The organism is Alcaligenes sp. SMD-FA (genome assembly GCF_025960365.1).
Taxonomy (GTDB): domain Bacteria; phylum Pseudomonadota; class Gammaproteobacteria; order Burkholderiales; family Burkholderiaceae_B; genus Alcaligenes; species Alcaligenes aquatilis.
In genome coordinates this window covers 3165956-3181514 of the sequence record NZ_CP110108.1, presented here as the reverse complement: position 1 = coordinate 3181514, position 15559 = coordinate 3165956, and the positions used below count along the sequence as shown (strand labels likewise).

Annotated in this window: 17 protein-coding genes; 6 read left to right on the top strand and 11 right to left on the bottom strand. The window is 56.5% G+C overall.

Annotated elements, in window-relative coordinates; all coding sequences use genetic code 11:
• Position 1 precedes the first annotated feature (1 nt).
• Positions 2–439 carry a PaaI family thioesterase gene (locus OKX01_RS14770; protein ID WP_094197559.1) on the bottom strand — a complete coding sequence of 146 codons (438 nt, stop codon included), beginning with the start codon at positions 437–439 and terminating at the stop codon, positions 2–4.
• A gap of 145 nt (positions 440–584) precedes the next feature.
• On the opposite strand from OKX01_RS14770, the gene OKX01_RS14765 reads away from it, so the two are divergent.
• On the top strand, positions 585–1070 hold the full coding sequence (locus tag OKX01_RS14765; RefSeq protein WP_108728647.1) for a copper chaperone PCu(A)C: 486 nt from the start codon (positions 585–587) through the stop codon (positions 1068–1070).
• A gap of 116 nt (positions 1071–1186) precedes the next feature.
• On the opposite strand, the gene OKX01_RS14760 is transcribed toward OKX01_RS14765, so the two are convergent.
• The 9 genes from OKX01_RS14760 to OKX01_RS14720 all read right to left on the bottom strand — a co-directional run bounded on the left by OKX01_RS14760 (position 1187) and on the right by OKX01_RS14720 (position 9373).
• Positions 1187–1993, bottom strand: coding sequence for an alpha/beta fold hydrolase (locus OKX01_RS14760; protein WP_108728648.1), 807 nt, complete (start codon positions 1991–1993; stop codon positions 1187–1189).
• An 89-nt stretch (positions 1994–2082) separates the two neighbouring features.
• Positions 2083–2769, bottom strand: coding sequence for a tol-pal system protein YbgF (gene ybgF / locus OKX01_RS14755; protein ID WP_094197556.1), 687 nt, complete (start codon positions 2767–2769; stop codon positions 2083–2085).
• 216 nt (positions 2770–2985) lie between these two features.
• Positions 2986–3489, bottom strand: a complete 504-nt coding sequence (gene pal / locus OKX01_RS14750) for a peptidoglycan-associated lipoprotein Pal (RefSeq protein WP_121739477.1) — start codon at positions 3487–3489, stop codon at positions 2986–2988.
• 34 nt (positions 3490–3523) lie between these two features.
• On the bottom strand, positions 3524–4834 hold the full coding sequence (tolB, locus tag OKX01_RS14745) for a Tol-Pal system beta propeller repeat protein TolB (protein WP_094197554.1): 1311 nt from the start codon (positions 4832–4834) through the stop codon (positions 3524–3526).
• 15 nt (positions 4835–4849) lie between these two features.
• Positions 4850–5971 carry a cell envelope integrity protein TolA gene (tolA, locus tag OKX01_RS14740; RefSeq protein WP_094197553.1) on the bottom strand — a complete coding sequence of 374 codons (1122 nt, stop codon included), beginning with the start codon at positions 5969–5971 and terminating at the stop codon, positions 4850–4852.
• 50 nt (positions 5972–6021) lie between these two features.
• Positions 6022–6468 (bottom strand): protein TolR, encoded by a 447-nt coding sequence (gene tolR / locus OKX01_RS14735; protein WP_108728650.1) that lies wholly within the window; start codon positions 6466–6468, stop codon positions 6022–6024.
• Positions 6468–7142 carry a protein TolQ gene (gene tolQ, locus OKX01_RS14730; protein ID WP_009454887.1) on the bottom strand — a complete coding sequence of 225 codons (675 nt, stop codon included), beginning with the start codon at positions 7140–7142 and terminating at the stop codon, positions 6468–6470. The genes tolR and tolQ overlap by 1 nt, the downstream gene beginning before the upstream one ends.
• A 2-nt stretch (positions 7143–7144) precedes the next feature.
• The gene (ybgC, locus tag OKX01_RS14725) at positions 7145–7570 is read right to left on the bottom strand and encodes a tol-pal system-associated acyl-CoA thioesterase (RefSeq protein WP_094197551.1); all 426 of its coding nucleotides are present in this window, start codon (positions 7568–7570) and stop codon (positions 7145–7147) included.
• A 66-nt stretch (positions 7571–7636) separates the two neighbouring features.
• Positions 7637–9373, bottom strand: a complete 1737-nt coding sequence (locus OKX01_RS14720) for a proline--tRNA ligase (protein WP_108728651.1) — start codon at positions 9371–9373, stop codon at positions 7637–7639.
• 64 nt (positions 9374–9437) lie between these two features.
• On the opposite strand from OKX01_RS14720, the gene OKX01_RS14715 reads away from it, so the two are divergent.
• From OKX01_RS14715 to OKX01_RS14705, 3 genes are read left to right on the top strand one after another with little or no spacing between them, the layout of a single operon-like run.
• Complete coding sequence (locus OKX01_RS14715; protein WP_094197549.1) at positions 9438–10004, top strand: RNA pyrophosphohydrolase; 567 nt, start codon at positions 9438–9440, stop codon at positions 10002–10004.
• Positions 9985–10671 carry a response regulator gene (locus OKX01_RS14710; protein ID WP_094197548.1) on the top strand — a complete coding sequence of 229 codons (687 nt, stop codon included), beginning with the start codon at positions 9985–9987 and terminating at the stop codon, positions 10669–10671. The genes OKX01_RS14715 and OKX01_RS14710 overlap by 20 nt, the downstream gene beginning before the upstream one ends.
• Entirely contained in the window at positions 10668–12191 is a 1524-nt protein-coding gene (locus OKX01_RS14705; protein WP_094197547.1) for a sensor histidine kinase, read from the top strand. The genes OKX01_RS14710 and OKX01_RS14705 overlap by 4 nt, the downstream gene beginning before the upstream one ends.
• Before the next feature lies 1 nt (position 12192).
• Here the strand turns inward: OKX01_RS14705 and OKX01_RS14700 are convergent, their stop codons facing one another.
• On the bottom strand, positions 12193–13116 hold the full coding sequence (locus tag OKX01_RS14700; RefSeq protein WP_264671991.1) for an NAD(P)-dependent oxidoreductase: 924 nt from the start codon (positions 13114–13116) through the stop codon (positions 12193–12195).
• A 225-nt stretch (positions 13117–13341) separates the two neighbouring features.
• On the opposite strand from OKX01_RS14700, the gene OKX01_RS14695 reads away from it, so the two are divergent.
• Positions 13342–14379: an ABC transporter substrate-binding protein gene (locus OKX01_RS14695; protein WP_264671990.1), complete on the top strand. Its 1038-nt coding sequence runs from the start codon at positions 13342–13344 to the stop codon at positions 14377–14379.
• Positions 14380–14461: 82 nt separating this feature from the next.
• Positions 14462–15547: an ABC transporter ATP-binding protein gene (locus OKX01_RS14690; protein ID WP_094197546.1), complete on the top strand. Its 1086-nt coding sequence runs from the start codon at positions 14462–14464 to the stop codon at positions 15545–15547.
• Positions 15548–15559 lie beyond the last annotated feature (12 nt).

Genomic DNA, 15559 nt, shown 5'->3' with positions numbered 1-15559 from the left:
TTTATTGGGGGCGAGGCAAAGACCAGGTGCTGATCACTTGTGCAACAGCCGGGCCGCCGTTGGCCGGTTCCAGCAGAACATCACCCGCACAGGTACGGCCTGTCTTGTGAATCCGGGCGTGCGCCAGAATATCGCCGGGAGGGGCTTTGCGCAGAAAGTTGATGGTCAGGCTGGAGGTGACGGCATCGGGGTTGCCGGTGGCACCGACCACAGCGGCATAGAGAGCCAGGTCCGCCAGCCCCATCAACATGGGGCCTGCCACCATGCCACCCATACGTTGGTGCGCATTGCGTTCGGGCAGGCGTAAACAGGCGTTGTCGTGGCCAATGTGCACGACATCAATACCCAGAACGGCGGCAAAGGGATGCAGGCGTTCTAAAAGATCACGAAATTGAACAATATCGATTTTGGGTTCGGGTGCAGTGTGTGTGCTGGTCATGACATCGTTACTGAAAAGAAGGCCGTTGTAAGAGAGGCAGACTGGCTGGTACTGTATCAGATCGCCTCGCGTATCGGGGGAGCTCGGCGGCAGGCTGCTCAAAGTGGGGCCAATTCCAATCGACCAGAAAGAAGTGAGGAGCATCATGAAACGCAGCGCAGTTGTTCTAGGCTTAAGTGTGCTGGCTTTGACCAGCACCGTGATGGCACAGGGGCATGCAGGCCATGGTAAGCCCCAAGCGGTACGTGCCTTGAGCACACAGGTCCATGCCAGTCAATGCTGGGTGCGTATGCTGCCGGAGCCTGCGCCTTCGGCCGCGTATCTGGAGCTGGAAAACAAGGGTGAGCAGAGTGTGGCTTTGGTAGGGGCCAGCACCTTGTCGTTCGGGCATGTGATGCTGCATCAGACGACCGAACACGATGGCATGTCACGCATGTCGCATACGTCCGAGGTGGAGATTCCAGCAGGTGGCACATTACGTCTGAAGCCCGGCGCTTTTCATGTAATGCTGGGGCAGGCGAAAGAGGATCTGGCGCTGGGCGAACGCATTATCCTGAGTCTGCATCTGTCTGACGATACCCAGGTCCAGGCCGAGTGCGAGTTACGGCCCGCCAAGACACAGGCTTACTGATTCAGGTTGGCACTTCCATAGAAAAAGGACCGTCTCTGAACTGCCCCCAAAAGCTTGGACGGCTGTCTAACTTTTTTGGGGGCAGTTCAATCAAGCGTGCAGTTTTGCTTTCGTGCTCAGGCTTGTAGTGCTGTCAGTACAGCCTGGTTGAATGCTTTTGGATTGGCTAGATTCATGCCATGGGCCGCCAAAGGGATGCGGTGCAACTGGTCCTCGCGCCGGTGCTGACGAATGATGTCCATGCAATGGTGGTAGCGCGTGGGACTGTTCTCGCCCGTGATGAAGCTCAAGGGCGCATCCAGCTGTTTGAGCCATTCCAGACTCGGCCCTAGGTTGGGCTCCTGCTGCTGATCCAGCATGGTATGGGCGTTGTCCTGAATCATCTCGCGGAACCAGCGCGTCATTTGCTTCCAGGTTCCCGAGCCATTGACCGTATCCACAAACAGAGCCATGGCACCATCACGATCGCCCTGTTCCAGGCGTTCGGCCACTTGCTGGAACAAAGGGGCATAGGAATAGGCGCCAGGAGTCGGGAAACCGGGGTCTGCCAAGGTCAGGCTGGCCACTTGCTCGGGCATTCGTTGAGCCAGCAGCAGGGCAACATGACCGCCGCGAGAATGCCCTACGATATGCACTTTCTCGCCAGGAATATGCTGGTCCAGCAAGGCCTGCAAGTCCTGGGCGTGTTGCGCTGTGCTGAAGTGACCGGGGCTGGGTGCGCCGGGCCAGTAGGAGCGCAGGCTGGGAGCCAGAACCCGATACTGGGTGGCAAAGGCGGGGATCTGCCAACGCCAGTATCGCCAGTCGCACAGAGAACCATGAACCAGCAAAACGGCTGCGCCTTGCCCTTGGTCTACAAATGTGTGGCGATAGCCTTGTGCGGTCAGTTCAAGGGTGGAGAAGTCGGCAAAGGGGGGTGTCATGGCAAGCAGTACAAGTCAGGCAAGAATCAGTCGCCTAAAAAAACAGACCGGGTTTGAACCCGGTCCGTATGGCGTTACACGCGGGGTAATTATTCCAGCAGCTTCAGGCGGCTGCGCGCGGTCTCGGCCGCTTCAGATTGTGGGTAGTCTTTGACGATACGCTGCAAGGTGGTTTTGGCACCGCTCAGATCGTTCAGTTCGATCTGGCTGGATGCCGTCACCATCAAAGCATCAGCAGCGCGAGGGCTTTGTGGGGACGCTTTCACAAAAGCCTGCAGCTTTTGGATGGATGTCTTGAAGCTTTTGATGGCATATAGGCTGCTGCCTTCGTAAAAGCGCACTTCATCGGCCAGAACGCTGGAGGGGTAGGCGGCCAGAAAACCGGCAAAAGCATCGGCTGCGGGTTTGTATTGGCCAGCGCGATAGGCGTCCATGGCGCTGTCAAAGACAGCTTGTTCTTGTGGGTCTGCGGCATGAGGGCTTTGCTGTCCGGCAGGCGCATTGTTCTGGCCCTGACCGCTGGCTTGCCAGCTCAGTTTTTCGACTTGGCCGCGCAGTGAGACAACTTCAGAGCGCAGGGTGTCAATTTGATCTGCCAGTTGCAGGCGAGCTTGGGTATTTTGCTCGTGCATCTGACGAATTTGCTGACGCAGCTCCAAAATGGCGCGTCGGGCCTCGTCATCGGCAAAGGCCTTGGCCGGCAGGCTGGCAAATAGGGCGGCCGTCGCGAACAAGGCAACGGTCGCAAGACGAAAAGGCTTTTTATAAGCGTGCATAGTGAAGTCCGTTAAAAAATGTGCATCCGCAATGCGCAGGCTCCTCACCTGCCGGTTTCCCCTCTGTCGGGGGCTGTGATCTGGGGGGCTTTGGCCGGCCTGGCGAGCCCGTTGTCCAGCATAACGAATTTTCAGTGGATCGGGCACAGCGCCGATAAAAAACGCCGCGGCGTTAACAACCGCCACGGCGTCGGAACCACTTGGTCGATGCAGAAATTATCGTTGGTAAACGATGTCTGCGCGACGGTTTTCGGCGTAATCAGCTTCGGTGTTACCCAAGGCTTTTGGACGCTCTTTACCAAAGCTCACAGCTTCGATCTGGCTGTTGCTCACGCCCAGCAGACCCAGCATACGTGCCACGGCATCGGAACGACGCTGACCCAGAGCCAGGTTGTACTCAGCACCACCACGCTCGTCGGTATTACCTTCGATGCGCACGGTTTGCTGAGGATGGCCGCTCAGGTACGAGGCGTGCATTTCTACCAGGCCACGGTACTGTTCGTTCACAACGTAGCTGTCGTAGTCAAAATATACCGAGCGTTGTTGTGCCAGTGGGCTTTGAGGATTGAAAGGGTCCATGATCTGGCCTGCGCTAGCAGAGTCTGATCCAGTACCGCCGGTTGAGCCGGAGCCTGATTGATCCAAAGGCACCGAGCTGCAAGCAGCAAGGGTTACAGCCATGGCGGCGAGGGTAAGACTTTTAAGAATGCGCGAGCTCATTTGAATTCCTTTTGAAAAAGAGTCACACAGGATGTCAGTTGGTAAATGGTCCCCAGGTGGGTTCGCGTACTTTGCCATTCAATGACGAGAGGGTCTGACGAACGCGACCGTCCACGGATGTTACAGCTAGGACACTGCGCCCCCCCTGAACAGAACTATATAAGATCTGCATCCCATTAGGGGCGAAACTCGGAGACTGATCGTCGGGACCTGTCGTCAGCAGTTGCTCAGACCCTGATGCCATATCTTGAGTGGCAATTCGGAAAGCACCGTTTCTGCGTGTGACGTATACAAGCCTAGTACCGTCCGCAGAGACCTCCGGTGAAATATTGTAACTCCCGTTGAAGGTAATGCGTTGTGCGTCGTTTCCTCCCAGGCTTACTTTGTAAATATTGGGAGCGCCACCACGATCACTGACAAATACAAGGGAGTTGCCATCAGGCATAAAACTCGGTTCAGTATCGATCAGGGGTGAACGCATCACACGACGCAAGCCCGAACCGTCTGCATTTAGCGTGTAAATCTGCGAAATACCGTCTCTGGAGAGCACAACAGCTAGCTGATTGCCGTTGGGAGCCCATGCTGGACTACTGTTGTTGCCTTTGAAATTGGCCAGTGGCTCACGATGGCCAGTGGCCAAAGTTTGCACATATACAACAGGTTTATCGTTCTCAAAGCTCACATAAGCCAGCTTTTTACCGTCAGGGGACCAGGCTGGCGAGATGATTGAGTGTCGAGAACGCAACATTACCTGTGGATTTTGTCCGTCGGCGTCAGCAATTTGTAACTCGTAGTTGTTGCCCGTTTGCAACACATAGGCCAGGCGTGTCGAAAAAACGCCCCGTACACCGGTGATTTTTTCGTAGATACGGTCGGCAATCTGGTGGGATATGCGACGTAACTCTTTCTCGCTGCCCGCAAAAGCCACCCCATCCAGCTGTGTTTGACGAACGGAATCCACCAGGCGATAGCTGATGGAGTATTGCCCGCCGGTCTGGGCGACCGAGCCGTAGGCCAGGTAATCAGCCCCCCGGTTGCGCCATTCGTCGTAGGCGATGGTGCTTTCTGCATTCAGACCAGCACCGGTGGCATTGATCAATTGAAATTGACCCGAACGAGTCAAGTCGGCGCGAATCACTTCGGCCAGGGACTGGCTGGCCGGGTTATCAGCAAAATCGGCGATCGCGATGGGGTACTGGGTAGCACCCACACCCGATATATCGACCCGCAGTTGGGCCTGAGCCGGTTGGCTGGCGAACATGCCAGCGGCCAGGGCAAACGCTCCAGTGGCCGTGGCGCGCCAATGACGACCTAAGGTCGCCAGGGCAGGGGTAGCGGCGGTCATTATGCAATCTCCTGATTAATCGAACATGCGGTATTCGCCATCAATATACGATGGATACTGCCCGCTAGGCGGTTTGGGGAAAGGGCTGCAACGGGCAAGTCCCTTGGATACGGCATCATCGAATAGAGCGATGCCGGACGATCGTTTGATTTGAACGCGGTTAGGGGTGCCATCGGCATTCAGGTCCACGCGGTACTGCAAAGTAGGGTTGCCGCGTACTTCGGAGCGCGCAGGGGTGCTGTAGACCACGCCAGGCTGCACGCAAGCGCGCACCTTGGCGGCATAGCCACCGTCACCACCGCCGCCGCCAGCCTGGTTGCGGTCTGCGGTACCACCGGGGCGGCCAGGAGCACCTTCGCGCATGGCGCGACGGAACGCTTCTTCCTTGGCCTTGCGCTCGGCGTCCGCCTTGGCTTTGGCGGCAGCAGCAGCGCGAGCCTTACGTTCAGCATCCGCTTTGGCTTTGGCCTCGGCGTCTGCCTTGGCCTTGGCTTCTGCCTCGGCTTTGGCTTTGCGTTCGGCATCAGCACGGGCTTTGGCGTCGGCCTCTGCTTTGGCCTTGCGTTCGGCTTCCGCCTTGGCTTTAGCTTCTGCTTCGGCCTTGTCCTTGCGTTCCTGTTCCTGCTTTTCCTTCTGTTCACGTTCACGTCGTTCAGCGGCTAGCTTGTCCTGACGCTGTTTTTCCTGACGCTCTTGTTCCAGCTTTTCTTCACGTTCTTTTTGCTCGCGTTCTTTGCGAGCTTGCTCCAAAGCGATCTCGGGATCGACTTCGGGTTCAGCAGGAGGTGTGACCTTTTCAGGTTCAGGAGGTGGCTTGGGTGCCGGAGGCGGTTCGGGTTCCGGTTCAGGCTTGGGTTCTGGCTCTGCAACTGGTTCAGGCTCAGGTTGTGGCTCTGGCTCGGCCTCGGGGGCTTCGGGATCCGCATTGACGGCCGCGTCGGGCGCGACACCGTCCATCCACAATTCGACCTGCACCGCATTGGGTGTTTTGGGCGCAGTAGAAAAAAGGGCTCCCGCCAAAATGGCGAGCAGCAACAGCCCGTGCAGACCCAGGGCGATGAGCAAGCCGCGCCGATCTTCCTTTTGCTCAGGCGAGCGCAGCGCCTGATTGCGGGTATTGCGTGTTCTGTGCTTCATTCAGTTCAGGTTTTTCGCGCCGGACGGCGAGCACGCTATCCGGCCAGAGGTTATTTGCCAGCGTCAGGGTCGCTATTGCGATCGACGATCAGACCCAGGCGGTTGATGCCATTGGAGCGCAGCTCATCCATCAAGCCCATGACGGTCTCGTAGGGAACCTTGCCGTCGGCGGCGATGACAACCGGACTGTCGGCCTGCATACGCGAGCGTACTTCATTGAGCAGTGTGGACTTCTCGATGTTCATGAACTCGGAGCCCGCATCGCGCAAGCGTATGGCCAGTTTGCCGTCCTTATCAACCTGGATTTCCACCGGCTTGGCAGGTACTTCGGAGGCTTGGCCTACCGAAGGCAGTTCCACCAAACCAGGGGTAATCATGGGAGCGGTGACCATGAAGATCACCAGCAGCACCAGCATCACGTCGATATACGGTACGACGTTGATTTCATTTTTCATGCGCCGGCCATGACGGCCGGTGCTTCCACGCATCGATGGCATCAGTTCACCTGCCGCTGCAAGATGTTCAGGAATTCGTCGATAAAGCTGTCAAAGCGGATCGAGATACGATCGAGCTCGTTGGTAAAGCGGTTGTAGGCCACCACCGCAGGGATGGCGGCAAACAGACCAATAGCCGTGGCAATCAGGGCTTCGGCAATACCGGGAGCCACCGAGGCCAGGGTTGCCTGCTGCATGCCCGACAAACCGATAAAGGCGTGCATGATCCCCCAGACGGTACCCAGCAGCCCGATGTAGGGGCTGACCGAACCGGCAGAGGCCAGGAAGTTCAGATGTGTTTCCAGCGTATCCATTTCGCGTTGATAGCTGGCACGCATGGCACGACGTGGGCCGTCCAGCAGGGCAGGCCCCGAGCTTTGACTGCGACGGGCCTTGATGAATTCAGTCATGCCGGCTTCAAAAATACGGGCCAAGGCCCCGTGTTCAGCACGACGCGAGGAGATGGATTGCTGAAGCACGGCCAGATCGCCACCCGCCCAGAAGTCGTCCTCAAAACGGCGAGTCTGCTCCAGCGTGCGTTTAAGTGCAGCCCGTTTACTGAAGATATAGGCCCACGAGAGAATCGAGATTCCCAGCAGGATCAGCATGACAAGCTGAACGGGAATACTGGCATCGAGAAGTAGCGAAATCAGCGACAGGTCGCTAGTAGCTTGCATGGTCAGTCCTGAACCTTTTCCAAGAGGGTACGTAAATCAGAGTCCAGCTTGCTTGGACGAAGCGTGTTGGCGTCAACGCAAACAATTTGGATGGTGCTTTGGCATAACAGTTCCCCACCTCGCAGGGCACCTTGTTCAAAATGGATGGTAGCCGACCCCAGTTGGGTAATCCGGCTGCGTACCGAGATCAAATCATCGAGCCGGGCAGGTTTGAGATATTGTATTTCAACCTTCTTGACTACGAACAGGCGTTGATTCTGCTCGGCCACATCGGATTGGTTTACGCCCAGGTTCCTGAGCCATTCTGTGCGCGCACGCTCAAAGAATTTCAGGTAGTTGGCGTAATATACGATCCCCCCAGCGTCGGTGTCCTCGTAATATACGCGAATATCAAGCCGAGCCTGGGTGTCCCACTTGTCAGTAAGCATGTCGTTCGTAAAAGAGTTTATGTTGACGGGCAGGGCATGGCCTACGGCCAGCCCTGCTTGGAGTCTTTACAGCGAGGCCAGACGCTCCACGCTGACCTGAGCAATCTGCTCGACCGGGACGTTGGTGCTGCTGGCATCACGGCGTGCCTGCATTTCAACGACGCCCTCTTTCAAGCCGCGCTCACCGATCGTAATGCGTAGCGGCACGCCAATCAGTTCCCAGTCGGCAAACATGATGCCGGGGCGGGCGTCGCGGTCGTCCAAAATGACATCCACGCCTTGTTCTTTGAGCTGCGTGTACAGATCCGTCGCAGTCTGACGTACCGCATCGCTCTTGGTAAAGCCGATCGGGCAGATTACCACTTCAAACGGGGCCAGGGCGCGAGGCCAGATCATGCCACGCTCGTCGTGGTTTTGTTCGATGGCTGCGGCTGCAATACGGCTGACGCCAATGCCATAACAACCCATTTGCATAACAGCCGGTTTACCATCAGTTTCCAAAAAGGTGGCGTTCAGCTTCTTGGAGTAGACATCGCCCAGGAAGAACACGTGGCCCACTTCAATGCCGCGCTGGATGGCCAGCTTGCCGCCCTCAGGAGCCGGGTCGCCGTGAACCACGTTGCGCAGGTCTGCCTTGATGGGTTCGGGCAGGTCGCGACCCCAGTTCACGCCGGTGTAGTGAAAGCCCTCTTCGTTGGCGCCACAGACAAAGTCGCTCATGTTGGCAACGGTCAGGTCGGCAATGACTTGCACTGCTTGACGTGTGCCGATCGGGCCCAGATAGCCGGGCTTGCAGCCAAAGACGGCCACAATTTCTTCTTCGGTTGCCAGACGGTGACCTTTTTCAAAGCCGGCCAGTTTGGAAACCTTGATGTCGTTGACCTCATGGTCGCCGCGAATCAGCAGCAGGTACACAGTCGTCTTGGTTTGCCCATCTTCTTCAACATCGGTAGCCACCACCACGGATTTGACCGTGGCAGTCAGGTCCAGTCCTAGTTGTTGAGCGACCAGTTCGCATTTGGGGGCCTCTGGTGTGGCGGTCTTGACCAGCGCTTGGCCAGGAGCGGCGCGCTCAGCCAGAAGGCAAGGGGCGGGAGCCAGTTCGATATTGGCAGCGTAGTCGGTGTCAGGGTTGTAGACCAGCAAGTCTTCGCCGGTATCGGCAATAACCTGAAACTCATGGCTGCGCGAACCGCCAATGGAGCCGGTATCAGCCGCCACGGCACGGAAGTCCAGACCTAGACGAGCAAAGATACGCATATACGCGTCGTACATATTGTCGTAACTGGCCTGGGCGTCTTCGGCGTTGCGGTCAAAGGAGTAGGCGTCCTTCATGGTGAATTCGCGGCCGCGCATCAAGCCAAAACGGGGACGACGCTCGTCACGGAACTTGGTTTGAATATGGTAGAAGTTAATCGGCAATTGGCGCCAGCTGTGGATTTCGTTGCGGGCGATGTCCGTGATGACTTCCTCAGAGGTGGGCTGCAGCACGAAGTCGCGTTGGTGGCGGTCCTTGATTCGTAGCAGCTCGTCGCCATATTTTTCCCAACGGCCAGACTCTACCCAGAGTTCGGCGGGCTGGACTACTGGCATCAGCAACTCAATGGCGCCGGAGCGGTCCATTTCCTGACGAATGATGTTTTCAATCTTGCGCAGCACGCGCAGGCCCATAGGCATATAAGTGTAGATACCGCCGGCGGCTTTGCGTATCATGCCGGCGCGCGTCATGAGCTGGTGGCTGGCAACTTCGGCCTCGGTAGGCGCTTCTTTCAGGGTATTAATGTGATACTGGCTAGCATGCATGGTAGGGAACTCGTCAGGTACGTATAATCAGATTTAATTGTATTGAATTCGTTAGAGGTGGCCTATGTTAGATCGTGAAGGCTACCGTCCTAATGTCGGAATTATTCTCGTTAATCGCAAAAACGAGGTTTTTTGGGGCAAGCGTATTCGGGAACATGCCTGGCAGTTCCCGCAAGGCGGTATCAAATACGGCGAAACACCCGTACAGGCGATGTACCGCGAACTGCACGAAGAAGTGGGCTTGCTGCCAGAACATATCCGTATATTAGGCCGGACGCGAGATTGGCTTCGCTACAACGTGCCCAATCATTTTGTACGTCGGGAGGCGCGTGGCCATTACAAGGGCCAGAAACAAATCTGGTTCCTGTTGCGACTGGTAGGGCGAGACAGCGATGTCTGCCTGCGCTCTTCCTCGACGCCGGAGTTTGATGCATGGCGTTGGAGTCAATATTGGGTGCCACTTGATTCAGTGATTGAGTTCAAGCGGGAAGTCTATCAGCAAGCGCTAAACGAGCTGTCGGATATTTTATTCCGGCGGCGTCAGGAAAATCGTTATTTACGTCAGCGCCCCCCAAGCGCAATTGATGCCGATACCGTAGACAGCAGGGATCATGCGCATATTATTGGTTGAAGACGAGTTGGAAATGGCCGCGTGGCTGGAGCGGGCTTTGGCGCAAAGTGGTTTTTTGCCCGATCCCGCTCATGATGCCCGAACGGCAGAAGTGTTGTTGACGGCCCATGAATATGATGCGGTTGTGATGGATTTGCGCCTGCCCGATAAACACGGGCTGGTGCTTTTGCGCGAGATGCGTGAACGTGGTGATCACACTCCCGTGCTGATTCTGACCGCTCAAGGCGCCTTGCAAGACCGTGTTCGTGGTCTGAATCTGGGCGCCGACGATTTCCTGACCAAGCCCTTTGCCCTGGAGGAACTGGAGGCTCGTCTGGCTGCTTTGGTGCGGCGCAGCCGTGGCCGTGTGGCGCCTGTAGTCAGCTGCGGCTCGCTGGAATACAACCCCGAAAGCCGGGCTTTCATGCTGGACAATGCCATTGTGCATTTGACTCCGCGTGAACATGCGGCTTTGTTGGTGCTGATCAGTCGTTCTGGTATGCCGGTTGAAAAGTCCCAGCTTTTTGCCCGCGTGTTCGAGCACGATAGCGATGCCAGCCCCGATGCCATCGAGGTTGTTTTACACCGCTTGCGCAAGAAACTGGCCAATAGCGATGTGCATATCGTGACGGTACGAGGTTTAGGCTACATGCTGGAAGTGCTTGAGGCGGAATCCGGCGTTTCATGACAGCACCTTCTCCACCCCCCGCCAATGCCTGGCAAGGCAGTTTGCGCTTTTGGCTGCTGGTCCTGCTAATCCCGGGGGTGGTCGCCTTGCTGTTGTATGACAGTTGGGAAGATTACCGGGCCATGAACTCCGTCACGGAAAATGTGTACGACAGCGCTTTGCTGGAACCGGCCAAAGTGCTTGAGACCAGTGTGGAGTTCAATACCGATGGCAGTTTACGCATCGATCCGCCCTTTTATGCCCAGGTCATGCTGGAGTCCAGACCAGGCAATCGCAAGTATTTTCGGGTCGAAGAAGTCACCCCTTTGGTCCGTAACCTGGGTGGTGCCGATGCCAATCAATTAAAAGGGCGCACCTTACTTGGGATGGAAGGGCTACCGCGTCCCGCCAATCTGGCCGACCATGAAGGCGTGCCGGTTTTCTACGATTCCTATTTCCGCAATGACACCGTGCGTATGGTGGCTTTGTGGCGCGACCTGCATTACAAAGGCCAGCACAGGCAGGTTTTGGTGATGGTGGGCGAAAGCCTGGATTTGCGTTTACGCACTCAACAGGAAGCCTGGCGCGAAGGCATTTTCCGCAATTTGCGTATGTTGTTGCTGGCTGTGCTGCTGGTGTGGTTCGCCGTGGCCTGGGCCTTGCGTCCTTTGCAGGCTTTGCGTCAGGAAGTGCGCAACCGAAGCGTGGATGACTTGCAGCCCCTGGACGAGCGCGATGTGCCGCGTGAGGTGGTCCCCTTGGTTCGTTCGGTCAATCATCACATAGAGCTATACCGTTCCGTGCTGGATAGGCAGGCACAATTTTTGGCCGACGCCTCGCATCAATTACGTACCCCCTTGGCGATTATTCATACTCAGGCTCAGTACGCTCGCCGCGAGCCGGATATTGAACGTGTCCGGGAGTCCTTGGGGGCGATTATCAAGCAGTTGGGGCAGGCGACCCGCCTGACCGAGCAGTTATTGGCTTTGGCCCATGCCAGCCATAGCACTACCATGAGCCAGGGCCAGGTCGATCTGGCCAGTTTGGGGCGCGAGGTAGTGCTGCAATATCTGCCCTTGGCGCGCGAACATCGCCAGGATCTGGGCTGGATCGGGCCGGGCGAAGAAGGGGAGCAAGCGCCCTTGTGGGTCTACGCCAGCGATGCCGAGATCCATGAGTCGGTCTCCAACCTGATTCACAACGCCATCAATCATGCCGGTAGCGGCAGTGCAATAACGGTTTCTGCCGGACACGACGACAAGCAGGCCTGGATCAGTGTGACGGACAATGGCATGGGCTTGGCTGCCAGTTTGCGTGAAAGCGTATTTGTGCGCTTTGACCGGGGCGGCCCGGCACGCAAGGGCGGACGTGGTTCGGGTTCTGGCTTGGGTCTGGCCATTGCGCTGGCTTACGCCGAGCGCAATGGCGGCACGATTGTGCTCACTGATGGCGAGCCTAACGATATGGGCGGCTACGGCTTGAAGGCGACGCTACGCTTGCCCTTGTTGCAGCCCGAAGCGCCTCAATCAGATAATTCCTGAATCAAGCTTTGTCGTTTGGGCGGGCCAACAGATTGAACAGGGTAGAGACATCCCAATCCGAGTGGCCCTGTTCGGCAATTTTCGCAAACTGTGCCTGAATCAAGCGGGTTGCCGGCAACTGAGCCCCAGTGCGCAGGGCCTCTTGCTGCACCAGATCCAGGTCTTTCAGCATCCAGTTCACGGTGAAACCGGGTTGAAAGTCTCTAGCCAGCATCGTGGGGCCTTTGGTTTCCATTTGCCAGCTGCGGGCTGCGCCCTTGGTCAGGACAGACAGAGCTTGTTCCATATCCAGTCCGGCTCGTTCACCAAAAGCCATGGCTTCGGCCAGACCTTGCAAAAGACCGACGACGGCAATCTGGTTCACCATCTTGCATAGCTGCCCAGATCCCAGTGGCCCCATCAAGGTGCAAGCCTGGGCGTAGCTCATCATCAGGGGGCGGGCGCGTTCCATATCCTGCGCATGCCCACCACACATAATGCTGAGCATGCCTTTCTGGGCTCCGGCTTGCCCGCCGGAAATCGGGGCATCGACAAAGGCGACCTGCTTGCTGGCGGCCAGTGCCCCCAGTTCCCGGGCAACGTTGGCGGAGGCGGTGGTATGGTCGATAAACAGGCTGCCGGCCTTCATACCTGCCAGCGCACCGTCTGGCCCCTGAAAAATGGCGCGCAAATCATCATCATTTCCCACACAGGCCATCACAATGTCGGCTTGTGCCGCTGCCTGGGCCGGAGTGGCCGCCCAGGCCTGTTTGAATTGTGCGCTCCATTGCTCCGCTTTGGCCTGATTGCGGTTGTACACCGTCACCTGATGGCCGGCCTGAGCCAGATGACCCGCCATCGGATATCCCATCACTCCCAGACCAATGAACGCCACTTTTTGCGGGCGGCCAGATTCATACTGTTTGGGCTGAATGGATGGGTTCATGGCACGGGGCTCCTTAAGAATAATCATGTTCAGACGTAGAGCTTAGCGCAGCTTTTCCAACTTGATCGCCGCCTGAGGGAATAAGCGGCAAGGTGTTTGAAGCTTGACGGCATCAGGCCCCTCATGTTCTAAACCAAACATAGATCTGTAATAAATGGAATTTTCCTGTCCGGATCATGATGGGCACACATGATTTCCTGGCTAATTAACTGGAACTTGAATCCTATGAACTCTTTCGATCGTCGTCGTTTCTTGAAGCTGGCAGGTGCCACTGGATTGGCGTCTATGGGGACCTCTTTGCCGTGGGCGGCGTGGGCGGCAGATGCCGCGGTACTGGAAAAAGCGAAGGCTCAAGGCCAGGCTGTGTTTTACGCCAACATCACGGCTGTAGAGCCCATCATGAAGGCCTTGCAGCAAGCGCAAGGCATTGAAGGTAAATACACTCGTATTTCCAGCTCCAAGTTCATCCCCACCATCCTGACCGAGTTCAACGCTGGCAAGTTGATGGCGGATGTGGTCCAGGCTCCCCTGCCGATGTTGCAAATGCTTAAAGAGCAGGGCGTGTTGGTTCCTCATCAGTCTGATGCCGTACAGGGCTACCCGCAGTGGGCTATTCAAGACGATTCGATTATTCAGTTTGGCATCGAATATGTGTCTTATATCTATAATACGGACCACCTCAAAGCCGAGGACGCGCCGCAACGTTACGAAGATCTGGCCGATCCCAAGTGGAAAGACAAGATCGTGATGGCTAACCCGGCTAATCACCCGTCCACCATTGGTTGGCTGATTGGCTTGAAGGAAAAAGTCTTTAGCAGCGAAGAGCAGTGGCTGGACTTCCTGAAAGGGCTGGCTGCCAACAAACCCATGTTTGTAGCGTCGTTTGGCCCAACCCCCGCTCCTATTGAAAGTGGCGAGAAGCTGATTGCCATTTCCATGCCCAAGTACATCGTGACCAAGTCGCCTGCGCCATTGGCCTGGGGCCCCATGTCGGGTCAGCCTTTGCTGGGCTCGCCGCGTGCTATTGCTCTGACTAAGAATGCGCCGCATCCGGATGCGGCCCGCGTTTTTCTGGATTATTGGCTGGGCAATGAAGCCATGGGTATTTTGGCCAATAAGGTGGGCGAATATGTTCTGGCCCCCGGGATTCATCCTCCGGTCGCTGGCATTGATAAAGCCAAGGTCGAGCCTATCCGGGACCTGAGCGATGCAGAACTGATTCGTTGGAGTCGTGAATTCAGCCGTATCTTTGCTGTGCGTTAATCACGCGACGGCAAGAGCTGGTTCAACAAGAACGGGGCGCCTTGGCGCCTCGCCTTATTTTTATTGAAAACATTAACTCATTATGCAAATTGAAATTACCGGCCTGAGCAAGACCTATGTCTCAGAGGACAAAACCTTCAAGGCCTTGGACAATATCAACCTGACGATTCCCGCGAATGAGTTTTTCACCCTGTTAGGGCCCAGTGGCTGCGGCAAAACCACACTGCTGCGGTGCATTGTTGGTCTGGAAACCCCAGACGAGGGTGAAATCCGCATTGGGGACGAGATCGTCTGGTCCAGCGCCAAGAATATTGCTGTTCCGGTAGAAAAGCGCGGTCTGGGTATGGTGTTTCAGACCTACGCCATCTGGCCGCACATGACGGTGTTCGACAATATCGCTTACCCGCTGCAAGTACGTGGCGAGCGCAAAGAGGTGATTCGTGAAAAAGTCGCGAACATTTTGAAGTTTGTGCAACTGGAAGGGGTGGATCAGCGTTCCGCAACGCGTCTGTCCGGTGGCCAGCAACAGCGAGTGGCGCTGGCACGAGCTCTGGTGGCCGAGCCCAAGGTCATCCTGTTTGACGAGCCGCTCAGCAACCTGGATGCCAAGCTGCGTGAAGAAACGCGTAAAGAACTGCGCGAGTTCTTGAGCCGTCTGGACATTACCGCAGTGTACGTGACGCATGATCGTGTCGAGGCGCTGGCCTTGTCCAACTCCATCGCTGTTATGCGTGGCGGCAAAATTCTGGAAATTGGCTCACCAGAAAAAATTTACTTTGATGCCGACCACCGCTTTGTGGCGGACTTTATTGGTCGTGCCAACCAGATCAGCGCCAAGGTGCTGGAGCAGCGTGTGGATTCCACCCTTGTGGAATGCGAACTGGGTCAGTTGCACTGCAAGAAGCGAGATCTGCCCGTGGGCACGGAGGTCACGTTGTGCATTCGTCCCGAGTTTATTCGCGTCAGTAGTCAGTCCAGTGAAGTGGGCCAGAATCTGTTCCATGGGCAGGTTCAGGCCTTGGAATTCGTGGGCGAGTCCTACGAGGCCGAGGTCACAGTGGGTAAAGAGCAACTCCTGGTGTGTATCGATCCTGATGTGAAGGTAAAGCAGGGCGATACCGTGCGCTTTAACCTGCATCCTGCGCATTGCATGCTCTTGTCGGCATAAGGGCGGAACATC

Coding starts and splice junctions, on each gene's coding strand:
- OKX01_RS14770 (WP_094197559.1), bottom strand. CDS start 439: ATGACCAGCACACACACTGCACCCGAACCCAAAATCGATATTGTTCAA.
- OKX01_RS14765 (WP_108728647.1), top strand. CDS start 585: ATGAAACGCAGCGCAGTTGTTCTAGGCTTAAGTGTGCTGGCTTTGACC.
- OKX01_RS14760 (WP_108728648.1), bottom strand. CDS start 1,993: ATGACACCCCCCTTTGCCGACTTCTCCACCCTTGAACTGACCGCACAA.
- ybgF (WP_094197556.1), bottom strand. CDS start 2,769: ATGCACGCTTATAAAAAGCCTTTTCGTCTTGCGACCGTTGCCTTGTTC.
- pal (WP_121739477.1), bottom strand. CDS start 3,489: ATGAGCTCGCGCATTCTTAAAAGTCTTACCCTCGCCGCCATGGCTGTA.
- tolB (WP_094197554.1), bottom strand. CDS start 4,834: ATGACCGCCGCTACCCCTGCCCTGGCGACCTTAGGTCGTCATTGGCGC.
- tolA (WP_094197553.1), bottom strand. CDS start 5,971: ATGAAGCACAGAACACGCAATACCCGCAATCAGGCGCTGCGCTCGCCT.
- tolR (WP_108728650.1), bottom strand. CDS start 6,468: ATGCCATCGATGCGTGGAAGCACCGGCCGTCATGGCCGGCGCATGAAA.
- tolQ (WP_009454887.1), bottom strand. CDS start 7,142: ATGCAAGCTACTAGCGACCTGTCGCTGATTTCGCTACTTCTCGATGCC.
- ybgC (WP_094197551.1), bottom strand. CDS start 7,570: ATGCTTACTGACAAGTGGGACACCCAGGCTCGGCTTGATATTCGCGTA.
- OKX01_RS14720 (WP_108728651.1), bottom strand. CDS start 9,373: ATGCATGCTAGCCAGTATCACATTAATACCCTGAAAGAAGCGCCTACC.
- OKX01_RS14715 (WP_094197549.1), top strand. CDS start 9,438: ATGTTAGATCGTGAAGGCTACCGTCCTAATGTCGGAATTATTCTCGTT.
- OKX01_RS14710 (WP_094197548.1), top strand. CDS start 9,985: ATGCGCATATTATTGGTTGAAGACGAGTTGGAAATGGCCGCGTGGCTG.
- OKX01_RS14705 (WP_094197547.1), top strand. CDS start 10,668: ATGACAGCACCTTCTCCACCCCCCGCCAATGCCTGGCAAGGCAGTTTG.
- OKX01_RS14700 (WP_264671991.1), bottom strand. CDS start 13,116: ATGAACCCATCCATTCAGCCCAAACAGTATGAATCTGGCCGCCCGCAA.
- OKX01_RS14695 (WP_264671990.1), top strand. CDS start 13,342: ATGAACTCTTTCGATCGTCGTCGTTTCTTGAAGCTGGCAGGTGCCACT.
- OKX01_RS14690 (WP_094197546.1), top strand. CDS start 14,462: ATGCAAATTGAAATTACCGGCCTGAGCAAGACCTATGTCTCAGAGGAC.